The following is a 12,027-nucleotide window of genomic DNA, read 5'->3' as shown; positions in this document are numbered from 1 at the left end:
CTGGCCCTGTCAGCGAAAGCTGGCTCCCGGGGGTGCAATGGCTTCGACGGGGGTCGCGAAATCGCCTGGCGCATGCCGAGGGGGTAGCTTTCCTCGTAAATCCAGCTGCAAAACTCTAGTTGCCAACGACGACAACTACGCTCTCGCCGCTTAAGGCGTAAGCCCCGAAACAGCTTGTGTCCGTGCTCGCTGCGTAGGGTCATGATCACGGAATCGCCGGTGATGGCTGCCCGTCAGTCGCCGGTTAACCCAAAGCGGGCTTGTCTCAGGGTGCGCTTTGCACGCCGTGCTGCCCTGCGACGAGACTCAACGGCGAGCTAAGCATGTAGTGCCGGGGATGGAGCTCCTTCGGACGGCGGTTCGATTCCGCCCACCTCCACCATCTCGACGAAGAAGCCCGGCCCCGCGCCGGGCTTCTTCGTTTGTGCGGTCTTCGCGGGCGCTCCGCACGCGCCGGTTATGCTGGGCGGATGAGCGAGCAGGAGCCCGCCGACGGATCGAGGTGGTCGCGCGTCATGCCGCGCGGCAGCCACCTGTTCGCCTTCGCGGTCCTCATCGCTTCGCTGTTCCTCGTGCTGATGACGTGGCGGGCCGCGCGCGAGCGCGAGATCGCGGCGGCCCGCCAGGAGTTCGCGAGCTTCACCGACGAGGCGGCCGAGCTCGTCATCGGGCGCATCAGCCATTACGAGCTGATGACCCGCGGCGGCGTCTCGCTCTTCGCTTCCGTGGCCCGCCCGACGCCACGGCAGTGGCAGGCCTACGTCGAAGGCATGCGCGTCGCCGACCGCTACCCGGCGGTGGTGGGACTCGGCTTCGCGGGCTACGTGCCTGCGACGCGCCTTGCCGACCTGCAGCTGGAGTGGCGCGAGTCGGGCTACGGCCTGCTCAACGTCCGCCCGCGCGGCGTGCGGCCGGTGTACGGCCCGGTCCTGTACCTGGAGCCGCGCCGTCCCGAGAACGTCGCCGCGATCGGCTTCGACATGTATGCCGAGCCGACGCGCCGCGCCGCGATGCGCGACGCCGTCCACATGGGCCTGCCGCGTCTCACCGGCCCGGTCCGCCTCGTGCAGGACGGCCCGAGCGCGGGCACGAGCCTGATCCTCTACCTGCCCATCTACCGCTCCGGTGACCAGCCGCGCAGCGTCGACGCGCGCCTCGCCTCCGCGCAGGGCTGGATCTACCTGCCGTTCCGCGTCGAGCCACTGATCGGGCTGATGCTGCAGGGCCGTCTCGAACGCATGCACATGCGCATCCGCGACGTGACGGGCGGTGGCGACGCGCTCATCTACGAAGGCGGCCGGCGGGCGGCGACGCCGGCATTCACCCGCACGTTCGTCACCGACGTGCACGGCCGCCGCTGGGCCTTCGATTTCGCGTCTCCGGAGCTGGCGCTGGCGGCCCCGGGCCTGCAGACCATTACCGGCACGCTCGCGCTCGGCCTCGTGGCGGCGCTGCTCATGTATGCGGTCGCGTTCGCGCTCGCGCGCACCGAAAGCCGCGCGCGCGCGATTGCCGGCACGCTGACCGAGGAGTTCCGCCGCAGCGAGCTGCGCTTCCGCAGCGCGATGGAGTACTCGGCGATCGGCAAGGCCCTGCTGGACAGCCGCGGCGCGATCGTCGACGCCAATCCCGCGTTCGCCGACATGGTCGGCCGCGATGTGGCCACGCTCCGCGGTCTCGGCTTCGACGACCTCTTCGAGGACGCGCCCGGCGACGTACGCCGCGAGGATGACATTGCGGTTCCGGGCGTCTGGCGGGCGATGCGCCGCATCCAGCGCCGCGACGGCTCCGTCCGCCACGTGCACCTCACGTATTCGCCCGTGCCGGGCAAGTCCGGCGAGGACGTCACCGGCCTCGTGCAGCTCGAGGACGTCACCGAGCGCCTGCTCGCCGAGGCGCGCGTGCATGCACTCAACCGCACGCTCGAGGCGCGCGTCTCCCTGCGTACGCGCGAGCTGATGCGCGCGAACCAGGAACTCGAGTCGTTCGCCTACAGCGTCTCGCACGACCTGCGTGCGCCCCTGCGCGCCATCGACGGCTTCAGCCGGATCCTCTCGGAACGCTATGCGGACCGGCTCGACGACGCCGGGCGCGGCTATCTCGCGCGCGTACGCCGCGCCGCGGGGCGCATGGGCGAGCTCATCGATTCGATGCTGCAGCTCTCGCGCTTGTCACGCAGCGCGCTGAAGATCGAGCCGGTCGACCTCAGCCGGCTCGCGGGCGAGATCCTCGAGGAGATGCAGCTCGGTGACCCGGCGCGGCGCGTGGAGGTGGTCGTGCAGCCGGGGCTGGAGGTGGAAGGCGATTCGACGCTGCTTCGCAACCTCTTCGCGAACCTTCTGGGGAACGCGTGGAAATTCACCCAGCAGCGCGAGGTCGCGCGCATCGAGTTCGGCATCACCGAAGGTGGCGAGTATTTCGTCCGCGACAACGGCGCCGGCTTCGACCAGGACTACGTCGACAAGCTGTTCCGGCCGTTCCAGCGCCTGCACAACGAGGAGCAGTTCGCCGGCCACGGGATCGGGCTCGCCACCGTTCGCAGGATCGTGGAGCGCCACGGCGGCACGATCCGCGCCGAAGGCCGGGCGGGCGAGGGCGCGACCTTCTACTTCACGCTGCCGGGTATCGGCGAGGCCTGATCAGGCGTTCTTGTTGTGCGCGCGCATCGCGCGCTGCTTCTCGCGCTGCCAGTCACGATCCTTGGCGGTGTCGCGCTTGTCGTGCTCCTTCTTGCCCTTCGCGAGCGCCACTTCCGCCTTCACCTTGTTGCCCTTCCAATACAGGGCCGTGGGCACCACGGTGTAGCCCTCGCGCTGCATGCGGCCGATCAGGCCGTCGATCTCCGCGCGGTGCATGAGCAGCTTGCGGGTACGCCGCTCCTCGGGAATGGTGTGCGTCGACGTCGAGATCAGCGGCGTGATCTGCGCGTTGAACAGGAAGACCTCGCCGTTGCGGATGATCGCGTAGGCCTCGGTGATGTTCGCGCGGCCTGCACGGATCGCCTTGAGTTCCCAACCCTGCAGCGCTAAGCCGGCCTCGGTGCGGTTCTCGAGGTGGTAGTCGTGGCGCGCGCGCTTGTTGAGCGCAATCGTGCCGCCCGCGGGCTTTGACTTATCCTTGCCGCTCTTTCCCTTGGAATTCTTGCTCATCGCGCCATTGTCCCCGATCGGGGGTCGTCGCGGGAGCAAAGACCGATGCCCACGATCCGTCGTACCGCCCTGGTCGGACATTCCGCGGCGCGCATGTTCGCGCTCGTGAACGACGTGCGCGCCTATCCGCGGCGCTTCGACTGGTGCGACGGCGCCACGGTGCTCGACGAAGGCCCCGACCGGATGCGTGCGCGGCTCGAGCTGCGCGCGGCAGGGCTGCGGACGTGGTTCGTGACCGAGAACCGGATGTCACCCCCGCATCATATCGACCTGCAGTTCGTGGAAGGCCCGTTCCGACGCCTGCAGGGGCGCTGGGAGTTCCATGCGCTCGACGAGTCCGCCTGCCGGGTGACCCTCACGCTCGACTTCGAGCCCGCCGTGCGCCTGCTCTCCGGCGCGTTCGCCATCGGCTTCCAGGGGCTCGCCGACCGCATGGTCGACGACTTCGTCCGGGCGGCCGACCGGGGCGAGGCATGATCGAGGTCGAGCTGCTACGCGCGTGGCCGCGCCGGTTCGAGTCGTGCAGCCTTCGGCTGGACGTGGGTGCGACCGTGGAGCAGGCGGTCGCCGCTGCCGGCTGGACCGGCGGGGATCAAGTCGCATACGCGGTGCACGGCGTCCGCGTCTCGCCGCAGAGCGCGCTGCGGGACGGTGACCGCGTGGAACTGCTGCGTCCGCTCGTCGCGGATCCGAAGGAGGCACGGCGCCGGCGTGCCGCCGGCCGCTAGGTCAGCGCGAGCGGCGCTTCTTTTCCTTGTCCTTTGCGAGGTTCGGGCCGAACTGGCGAACCGAATCGCGCGCGAGCTGCTCATCCTGCTCCGGGAAATAGTCGCCTTCCCAGCGCACGACCTTGTCGCCCTCGAAGAACACGGCGAGATTCTTCACCTCGGTGGGGCCGACGCGACCGACGCGCTGCGACGCGGTGTAGTCCCAGCGATCCTGGTGCATCGGATCGGCGATCGACGGCGTGCCCAGCAGGAGGGCGACCTGCTGCTTGTCCATGCCGGCCTGAAGCTGGTCCACCGCGCTCTTCTCGAGCAGCACGCCCTGGTAGATCGGCTGGCGGTAGACGATGCCGCAGGCGCTGGTGAGCAGGGCGGCGACGAGGACGGGAAGCAGCTTGCGCATCGGACGTGGACCCGGCACGACGGAGGTCGTGGACCGGCCGGATGATACACTGCCGTCCGCGCAGTGCAGCGGATTCCGGCAGTCGCGTCAGGCGCGGTTGTGGCATCGCTCGGGCGCGGACCCGCCGACGAAACCGCCCTGGAGTGCCGATGGAATCGCAGGACCTGCGCAATGCCGGATTGAAGGTCACGCATCCGCGGCTGCGCATCCTGGCGGTGCTGGAGAACGCGCAGAACCGGCACCTCACGGCCGAGGACATCTACCGGCTCCTGCTCGACCAGGGCGAGGACATCGGCCTTGCGACGGTGTACCGCGTCCTCACCCAGTTCGAGGCCGCCGGCCTCGTGCTCAAGCATCATTTCGAGTCCGGGCAATCGGTCTACGAGCTCGATCGCGGCGAGCACCACGACCACATGGTCGACGTGGACACCGGCCGCATCATCGAGTTCGAGAGCGTCGAGATCGAGGCCCTTCAGAAGCGCATCGCCGCCGAGCACGGCTACGAGATCGAGGCGCACTCGCTCGTGCTGTACGTGCGGAAGAAGAAGCGTTGAGCGAGGCGACGGGCGTCCGCTGTTCCTGCTGCGGCGAGCTGATCGCGCTGGACGAGGCCGAGCTGGCCTTCCGCGCGCCGGACGCCTACCACGCGCTCGATGCCGATGCGAAGGCGCGGCCCGACACCTTCTGCGACGGCAACTTCTGTGTGGTCGCCGGCGCGACGCACTTCGTGCGCGGGCTGATCCCGCTGCCCGTGCACGGCGCGGACGAGGCCTACTGCATCGGCGCCTGGTTCGAGCTCGACGCCGCGGACTGGCAGCACGTGCGGCGCATGTGGGACGAGTACGGCAACGATGCATTGCCCCCGCTGCGCGGCCGACTGGCGAACGCGCTCCCGCACCACGTGCCTTCGACGCTCGGCCTCGCCGTCGACCTGCAACCGCATGACGAGACGCGCCCGACGGCGCGCGTCGTCGACCCGGCCCACCCCCTGGCGCAGGAACAGGCCGCCGGAATCAGCGCGCATCGTGCCCGCGGCTATACCCCGGCCGGCCGACCGGCCTAGACGACGTCCTGCAGGAGCCGCTTCGCGGCGGCACGCGCCTCCCGCGTGAGTTCCACGCCGCCGAGCATGCGTGCGAGCTCCTCCTCGCGCTCCGGCGGCCTGAGGGCGCGCACCTCGCTCTGGGTGACGCCACGTGTCGCGGACTTCATGACGCGGTAGTGCGCATGCCCCTGCGCCGCCACCTGCGGCAGGTGGGTCACGCATAGTGCCTGGCGCTTCGCCCCGAGCGCGCGCAGTTTCTGGCCCACGATGTGCGCGACGGCGCCGCCGATACCGGTGTCGACCTCGTCGAAGACCATCGTCGGCACGGCATCCAGGCCCAGAGAGGCGACTTCGATGGCGAGCGAGATGCGCGCAAGCTCGCCGCCGGACGCCACCTTGCGGAGCGGCCGCAGCGGCTGGCCGGGGTTCGCGCTCACCATGAATTCCACGCGCTCGGCGCCGAGCGGATCCGGCCGGTCCCCGGCGGTCGCCTCGAAGGCGACGTCAAAGACGCCCCCGCCCATGCCGAGCTCGCCCATGAGCGCCGTCGTCGATCCGGCCAGCTCCGCCGCCGCGCGGCGGCGTGCCTCGGACAGGCGTGCGGCCGCTGCCGTCCACGCGCTGCGCGCGGTCGCGATCTCGCCATCGAGGCGCTCGAGCCGCTCGCCGGCACCGCGCAGCCCCTCGACCTCGGCGCGGATCGCGTCGCGTCGTGCACCCAGCTGGTCGGGCGGCGTGCGGTGCTTGCGCGCCAGCTCGTGGATGCGACCGAGGCGTCGCTCCAGTGCATCGAAGGCGTCCGGGTCGATGTCGAGGTCGCTGCGGACGCGGTCGAGCGCCGACAGGGCCTCGTCGATCTGGATCGCGGCCAGGTCGAGCATGCCCTCGACCTCGACGAGGCGCGGCTCGTGCTCCGCGGCGCGCACGAGCTCGGCGCGCACCTGCTGCAGCACGCGCGAGAGCGAGGGGCCGTCCTCGCCACCGAGGCGTGCGAACGCACTGTCGCATGAGGCGATGAGTGCGGTGGAATGGCCGAAGCGCCGGTGGTCGACCTGCAGCTGCTCGAGGCTCGCCGGTTCCAGGTCCTCGCGCTCGAGCTCATCGAGCTGGTGCTGGAGCCACTCGACACGATCGGAGACGTCGCCCTGGCCGGCGAGGCGCTCGCGCTCGCGCAGGAGGTCGGACCAGTCCGCTGCAGCCCGGGACACTGCGCCGCGATCGGCCTCGGTGCGGCCGAAGGCGTCGAGCAGGTCCATCTGGCTCGCCCGCGACAGCAGGGCCTGGTGCTCGTGCTGCCCGTGGATCTCGACGAGATGGCCGGCCAGTTCGGTCAGCTGCGAGATGGTCGCGGGCCGCCCGTTGATCCAGGCGCGCGAGCCGCCGTCGGCACGGATCACGCGGCGGATCTGGCAGCGGCCGGCGTCGTCCGCGTCGTCGAGCTCGTTGTCGTGCAGCCAGGCGCGGGCCGGGCCTGCGTCCGCGAGGTCGAAGTCCGCGGCGAGCTCCGCGCGCTCGGCGCCATGGCGCACCACGCCGCTGTCGGCGCGCTGGCCCGACAGCAGCCCGAGCGCATCGACCAGCAGCGACTTGCCCGCGCCGGTCTCGCCGGAGATGACGGTCAGTCCGGGCCCGAATTCGAGGTCGGCCGCAGTGACGACGGCGAACTGCTTGAGCGAGAGGTGGGTCAGCATCCGGAAATTGTGCCTGCCGGCCGTCTCACCCGGAAAGCCGCCGGATCGCTTGCGCGCACCCCGGGCGGGCCGTATACGACGGGCATGAGCCGCAAGCCTTTCGACCCGAGCCAGGACCCCCGCGCGCGGCAGCTGCTGCGGGCGCTGATCGCGCGCCACATCCGCGATGGCGAGCCGGTCGGCTCGCAGACGCTCGCACGGCACGCGGGGCTCGACGTCAGCCCGGCCACCATTCGCGGGATCCTGGCGGACCTCGAGGACGCCGGCCTGCTCAGCGCCCCGCATACCTCGGCCGGGCGCGTGCCGACCCCGCAGGGCTACCGGCTGTTCGTCGACTCGCTGCTGCAGGTTTCCCCGCTGCCCGACGGCGAGGTCGCCCTTCTGCGCGAGGGCCTGCCGCCGCGATCGGGGACGCAGGCCCTGCTGGGCACCGCGAGCGAGATGCTGTCGGCGATGACGCACTTCGTCGGCGTGGTGAGCACGCCGCGCCGCGAGCAGTTCGCATTCCGCCGCATCGAATTCGTGCCGATCGACGAGGCGCGCGTGCTCGCGATCGTCGTCTTCGCCGACGGCGACCTGCAGAACCGCATCATCGAGGTGCGCCGGCCGTTCGATGCGGGCGAGCTCGAGCGCGTCGCCAACCATCTCAATGCGCAGTTCGCGGGGCGGTCCCTGGCGGAGATCCGCGCCGTGCTGCTCAACGAGATGCGCAGCGCGCAGGACGAACTTCACCGGCTGATGGAGCGATCGATCGAGCTCGCCGGCCAGGCGCTCGCCCCGCGGGATGACGACATGCTCCTGGCCGGGCAGACGCGCCTGATGGGGGTCCAGGAGCTCGCGGACATCGAGCGGCTCCGCGAGCTGTTCGAGGCGTTCTCGCGGAAGCGCGAGATCCTCCAGCTCCTCGACCGCACCGCCCGCGCACCGGGCGTGCGCATCTTCATCGGCGAGGAAACGGGGCTCGCGCCACTGGATGGGATGTCGCTGGTGACCGCGCCGTACTCAAGCGGCGGGCAAGTGCTCGGCGTCGTCGGCGTGATCGGCCCGACGCGGATGGCCTACGAGCGGGTGATCCCGGTCGTGCAGGCCACGGCGGACATCCTGGGCGACGCGCTGCAGCCCGGCGACCGCCCCGGCTGAGCTCTTGAAAGGGGCGGGCACGGCCCCATAGCTGCCCCCGGCGCGCGACCGGCGCGAACGGAAAGAGCCCCGATGACCCCCGAAATCCCCGCCGAGGCCCCGGCCGAGACGACGTCGAACGAGAACGACAAGGACTGTTGCGCACGCCTTCGCACCGAGCTGGACGGCGCCCGCGGCGAGCTCGTCCAGCTGCGTGACGAGGTGCTGCGCGAGCGTGCCGACCTCGAGAACCAGCGGCGACGCGTCGCGCGCGACATCGAGACCGCGCGCCGCTTCGCCAACGAGCGCCTGCTGGGCGACCTGCTGCCCGTGATCGACAGCCTCGAAGCGGGGCTGGCGCAGGCCACGGCCGACGCCGGCGCGCTGCGCGACGGCATGGAGCTGACGCTCAAGCAGCTGTTGAAGGTGGCTGCCGACAATGGCCTTGCGCCGGTCGACCCGGCCGGGGAGGCCTTCGACCCCGAGCGCCACCAGGCGATGGCCATGGTCCCGGCGGGCGAAACCGCCGATAACCACGTCGTGCAGGTCTACCAGAAGGGCTGGCTGCTGAACGACCGCCTGCTGCGCCCCGCGCTGGTCGTCGTCGCGCAGGGCTGAACACCGCCGCGCCTTGAACCGGCGCCGGCGATCCATAGATACGGCTTATCGGCGCAGCGCGCCCCCGACATCCAGAGCTAGCAGGAGCATCCCCATGGGCAAGATCATCGGTATCGACCTCGGCACGACCAATTCGTGCGTCGCGGTCATGGAAGGCACGAAGGTGCGCGTCATCGAGAACGCCGAGGGCGACCGCACCACGCCGTCGGTCATCGCGTACACCAAGGACGGCGAGATCCTCGCCGGCGCCTCGGCCAAGCGCCAGGCCGTCACGAATCCAAAGAACACCTTCTACGCGGTGAAGCGCCTGATCGGCCGCAAGTTCACCGACGCCGAGGTGCAGAAGGACATCGGCCTGGTCCCGTACGGCATCACGCAGCACGAGAACGGCGACGCCTGGGTGGCGACCGCCGACGGCCGCAAGATGGCGCCGCAGCAGATCTCGGCCGAAGTGCTCGCCAAGATGAAGAAGACGGCCGAGGCGTATCTCGGCGAGGAAGTGACCGAGGCCGTGATCACGGTGCCGGCCTACTTCAACGACTCGCAGCGCCAGGCGACCAAGGACGCCGGCCGCATCGCGGGCCTCGACGTCAAGCGGATCATCAACGAGCCGACGGCCGCGGCGCTCGCCTACGGCCTCGACAAGTCCGGCGCCGACCGCAAGATCGCCGTCTACGACCTCGGCGGCGGCACGTTCGACGTCTCGATCATCGAGATCGCCGAAGTCGACGGCGAGAAGCAGTTCGAGGTTCTCGCCACCAACGGTGACACGTTCCTCGGCGGCGAGGACTTCGACAAGCGCGTCATCGACTACCTCGTCGAGGAGTTCCAGAAGGACCAGGGCATCGACCTGCGCAAGGATCCGCTCGCCCTGCAGCGCCTGAAGGACGCCGCGGAGCGCGCGAAGATCGAGCTCTCGAGCGCGCAGCAGACCGAGGTCAACCTGCCGTACGTGACGGCCGACGCCTCGGGCCCGAAGCACCTCAACATCAAGCTGACGCGCGCCAAGCTCGAGGCGCTGGTCGAGGACCTGGTCAAGAAGACGATCGAGCCGTGCCGCGTCGCGCTCAACGACGCCGGCCTGCGCGCCTCCGACATCACCGAGGTCATCCTCGTCGGCGGCCAGACGCGCATGCCGCGCGTGCAGGCCGCGGTGGCCGAGTTCTTCGGCAAGGAGCCGCGCAAGGACGTCAATCCCGACGAGGCCGTGGCGATCGGCGCCGCGGTGCAGGGCGGCGTGCTCAAGGGCGACGTCAAGGACGTGCTGCTGCTCGACGTGACCCCGCTGAGCCTTGGCATCGAGACGCTCGGTGGCGTGTTCACCAAGATCATCGAGAAGAACACCACGATCCCGACCAAGGCCTCGCAGACCTTCTCGACCGCCGAGGACAACCAGTCCGCCGTGACCGTGCACGTGCTGCAGGGCGAGCGCGAGCAGGCCCGTTACAACAAGTCGCTGGCGCGCTTCGACCTCACCGGCATCGAGCCGGCGCCGCGCGGCATGCCGCAGGTGGAGGTGTCGTTCGACATCGACGCCAACGGCATCGTGCACGTGACCGCGAAGGACAAGAAGACCGGCAAGGAGCAGAAGGTCGAGATCAAGGCCGGCTCGGGCCTGTCCGAGGACGAGATCAAGCGGATGGTCGAGGACGCCGAAGCCAACCGCGAGGAGGACAAGAAGTTCCAGGAGCTCGTCCAGGCGCGCAACCACGCCGACGGCCTGATCCACATGACCCGTGGCGCGATCAAGGAGCACGGCGAGAAGGTGCCGGGCGACGCGATCGGCCGCGCTGAAACGGCGATCGCCGACCTCGAGACCGCGATGAAGGGCGAGGACAAGGGCCAGATCGAGGCCAAGAGCCGCGCGCTCGAGGAAGCCGCGCAGTCGCTGCTCGCGGTTGCCTCCGCGCAGGGGCAGGGCGGGGTGGACGATGGCGCGACGGCTCCCGGTGCGGCCGCCGGCAAGTCCGATGACGTGGTCGATGCCGAATTCACGGAAGTGAAGGGCGACGAGTCCAAGTAAGCTGTCCCCGACGGGAGCCGCCAGGGCTCCCGTCGTTTTCCGGGGACGCCGCGCGTGATTCAACCGCCGGCACGCAGCAGCAGCACAGCCAAGAGCGCCGATGAGCAAGCGTGACTATTACGAGGTCCTGGGCGTCGCCCGCGACGCGAGCGACGACGACCTCAAGAAGGCATACCGCCGCGCGGCGATGAAGCATCATCCGGACCGCAACCCGGGCGACAAGGCCGCCGAGGACGCCTTCAAGGAGTGCAAGGAGGCCTACGAGACGCTCGCCGACCCCGGCAAGCGCCGCATGTACGACGCGCACGGCCACGCCGCGTTCGAGCACGGCATGGGCGGCGGTGGCGGCGGCCCCGGCTATGCCGACATGGGCGACATCTTCGGCGACATCTTCGGCAACATCTTCGGCGGCGCGGCCGGCGGCGGTGGTCGCGGCCCGCGGCGCGGCGCCGACATCGGCTACGTGATGGAGCTCTCGCTCGAGGAAGCGGTCGGCGGCGTCGAGAAGCAGATCGAGATCCCGACGCTCGACGAATGCGAGACCTGTGACGGCAGTGGTTCGTCGGACGGCAAGTTCGACGCCTGCGGCACCTGCCAGGGCCGCGGCCAGGTGCGTTTCCAGCGTGGGATCTTCTCGATGCAGCAGACCTGCCCGCACTGCGGCGGTCGTGGCAAGGTGATCGCCAAGCCGTGCACGGACTGCCACGGGCAGGGGCGCGTGGAGCGCACAAAGCTGCTCCAGGTCAAGATTCCCGCGGGCGTCGACAGCGGCGATCGCATCCGTCTCGCGGGCGAGGGCGAGGCCGGTCCAGCCGGCGCACCGGCCGGTGACCTCTATGTCGACATCCGCGTGCGCGAGCACGAGATCTTCCAGCGCGACGGCGACGACCTGCACTGCGAGGTGCCGATCCGCATCTCGCAGGCCGCGCTCGGGGACAGCATCCGCGTGCCGACGCTCGGCGGCGAGGTGGAGCTGCGCATCCCGATGGAGACGCAATCCGGGCGGACCTTCCGCCTGCGCGGCAAGGGCGTGCGCTCGGTGCGCAGCCGCGTCGAGGGCGACCTCTACTGCCGCGTCGTCGTCGAGACGCCGGTCAACCTGACCGCCGAGCAGCGCGAGTTGCTCGAGCGCTTCGAGGCGACGTTCGTGGGCGAGGGCGCCCGTCGCCATTCGCCCAAGTCGTCGACGTTCCTCGACGGCGTGCGCGGCTTCTGGGACCGGATGACCGGCTGAGGCGAGCCCTCCGGGCGGTG

Annotated in this window: 12 protein-coding genes and 1 other RNA gene; 10 read left to right on the top strand and 3 right to left on the bottom strand. The window is 70.2% G+C overall.

The window, feature by feature from the left end; genetic code table 11:
* The first annotated feature begins 28 nt into the window (after nucleotides 1-28).
* Nucleotides 29-382, top strand: a transfer-messenger RNA (tmRNA) gene (gene ssrA, locus ACYVJJ_RS11695).
* An 88-nt stretch (nucleotides 383-470) separates the two neighbouring features.
* The gene (locus ACYVJJ_RS11690; RefSeq protein WP_460833775.1) at nucleotides 471-2,639 is read left to right on the top strand and encodes a CHASE domain-containing protein; all 2,169 of its coding nucleotides are present in this window, start codon (nucleotides 471-473) and stop codon (nucleotides 2,637-2,639) included.
* On the opposite strand, the gene smpB is transcribed toward ACYVJJ_RS11690, so the two are convergent.
* Nucleotides 2,640-3,149 carry an SsrA-binding protein SmpB gene (smpB, locus tag ACYVJJ_RS11685; protein ID WP_460833773.1) on the bottom strand — a complete coding sequence of 170 codons (510 nt, stop codon included), beginning with the start codon at nucleotides 3,147-3,149 and terminating at the stop codon, nucleotides 2,640-2,642.
* A gap of 45 nt (nucleotides 3,150-3,194) precedes the next feature.
* On the opposite strand from smpB, the gene ACYVJJ_RS11680 reads away from it, so the two are divergent.
* On the top strand, nucleotides 3,195-3,626 hold the full coding sequence (locus tag ACYVJJ_RS11680; RefSeq protein ID WP_460833771.1) for a type II toxin-antitoxin system RatA family toxin: 432 nt from the start codon (nucleotides 3,195-3,197) through the stop codon (nucleotides 3,624-3,626).
* Entirely contained in the window at nucleotides 3,623-3,877 is a 255-nt protein-coding gene (locus ACYVJJ_RS11675) for an RnfH family protein (protein ID WP_460833769.1), read from the top strand. The genes ACYVJJ_RS11680 and ACYVJJ_RS11675 overlap by 4 nt, the downstream gene beginning before the upstream one ends.
* Before the next feature lies 1 nt (nucleotide 3,878).
* Here ACYVJJ_RS11675 and ACYVJJ_RS11670 read toward each other — a convergent pair whose 3' ends face one another.
* A complete protein-coding gene (locus ACYVJJ_RS11670) occupies nucleotides 3,879-4,277 on the bottom strand; it encodes an outer membrane protein assembly factor BamE (protein ID WP_460833768.1) in 399 nt (132 codons plus the stop codon).
* 149 nt (nucleotides 4,278-4,426) lie between these two features.
* Here ACYVJJ_RS11670 and fur point away from each other — a divergent pair, with 149 nt between their 5' ends.
* Both fur and ACYVJJ_RS11660 read left to right on the top strand, forming a co-directional pair.
* The gene (gene fur, locus ACYVJJ_RS11665) at nucleotides 4,427-4,831 is read left to right on the top strand and encodes a ferric iron uptake transcriptional regulator (protein ID WP_460833766.1); all 405 of its coding nucleotides are present in this window, start codon (nucleotides 4,427-4,429) and stop codon (nucleotides 4,829-4,831) included.
* Nucleotides 4,828-5,340, top strand: a complete 513-nt coding sequence (locus ACYVJJ_RS11660) for a DUF2199 domain-containing protein (protein ID WP_460833764.1) — start codon at nucleotides 4,828-4,830, stop codon at nucleotides 5,338-5,340. The genes fur and ACYVJJ_RS11660 overlap by 4 nt, the downstream gene beginning before the upstream one ends.
* Here ACYVJJ_RS11660 and recN read toward each other — a convergent pair.
* Nucleotides 5,337-7,013 (bottom strand): DNA repair protein RecN, encoded by a 1,677-nt coding sequence (gene recN, locus ACYVJJ_RS11655; protein WP_460833763.1) that lies wholly within the window; start codon nucleotides 7,011-7,013, stop codon nucleotides 5,337-5,339. The genes ACYVJJ_RS11660 and recN overlap by 4 nt on opposite strands.
* Nucleotides 7,014-7,097: 84 nt before the next feature.
* Between recN and hrcA the strand changes: the two genes are divergently transcribed.
* The 4 genes from hrcA to dnaJ all read left to right on the top strand — a co-directional run bounded on the left by hrcA (nucleotide 7,098) and on the right by dnaJ (nucleotide 12,007).
* Complete coding sequence (gene hrcA, locus ACYVJJ_RS11650; RefSeq protein WP_460833762.1) at nucleotides 7,098-8,153, top strand: heat-inducible transcriptional repressor HrcA; 1,056 nt, start codon at nucleotides 7,098-7,100, stop codon at nucleotides 8,151-8,153.
* 72 nt (nucleotides 8,154-8,225) lie between these two features.
* A complete protein-coding gene (gene grpE / locus ACYVJJ_RS11645) occupies nucleotides 8,226-8,750 on the top strand; it encodes a nucleotide exchange factor GrpE (RefSeq protein WP_460833760.1) in 525 nt (174 codons plus the stop codon).
* Nucleotides 8,751-8,844: 94 nt separating this feature from the next.
* Nucleotides 8,845-10,773 carry a molecular chaperone DnaK gene (gene dnaK / locus ACYVJJ_RS11640; RefSeq protein WP_460833759.1) on the top strand — a complete coding sequence of 643 codons (1,929 nt, stop codon included), beginning with the start codon at nucleotides 8,845-8,847 and terminating at the stop codon, nucleotides 10,771-10,773.
* 100 nt (nucleotides 10,774-10,873) lie between these two features.
* A complete protein-coding gene (dnaJ, locus tag ACYVJJ_RS11635) occupies nucleotides 10,874-12,007 on the top strand; it encodes a molecular chaperone DnaJ (protein ID WP_460833757.1) in 1,134 nt (377 codons plus the stop codon).
* The last annotated feature ends 20 nt before the right edge of the window (nucleotides 12,008-12,027 follow it).

The sequence above is a fragment of the Lysobacter humi (ex Lee et al. 2017) genome, from assembly GCF_054781815.1.
This window is presented reverse-complemented; position numbering and strand designations above follow the sequence as displayed.